Source organism: Cupriavidus sp. SIMBA_020 (assembly GCF_046535395.1).
GTDB lineage: Bacteria > Pseudomonadota > Gammaproteobacteria > Burkholderiales > Burkholderiaceae > Cupriavidus > Cupriavidus campinensis.
This window is the reverse complement of record NZ_JAWRWU010000183.1, coordinates 1-348: the sequence shown is the minus strand read 5'-3', so window position 1 is coordinate 348 and position 348 is coordinate 1. Positions and strand designations below refer to the sequence as shown.

The following is a 348-nucleotide window of genomic DNA, read 5'->3' as shown; positions in this document are numbered from 1 at the left end:
AGTGATTGTTGACGGTCGCGTCGAAGCCCGCATTCCCGGCCTTGTCTTCTCCCGGCATCCCATCGAGGCTGATGCTGCTGCCGTCAGGGAAAATCAGTCGCGTCCAAACCACCAGAATGCGCTCCTGCCCGTACGCGATTTGGCTGTCGTATGTGCCAATCAGCTTACTGCCCTGCGGGATCAGCAGATACTTCCCCGTTGCCGTGTCGAACACGTTCTCTATCACCCGAGCGCACGTCTGCCCCGGCAGGTCGGAATTGAGCGCACACTCGAGCGCTGCCGGAATGATCCAACCCGCCTTTATCTCGTACGGGGACGTCGCCGGCAGCTTCACCTCGTTCAATCGAG

1 protein-coding gene is annotated in these 348 nt (G+C 60.1%); it reads right to left on the bottom strand.

Going from position 1 to position 348, the window contains the following annotated elements; all coding sequences use genetic code 11:
- Positions 1 to 348, bottom strand: a 348-nt coding sequence (locus tag SB751_RS28735) for a TrbI/VirB10 family protein (RefSeq protein ID WP_410748877.1), incomplete at both ends; no start/stop codon positions are given.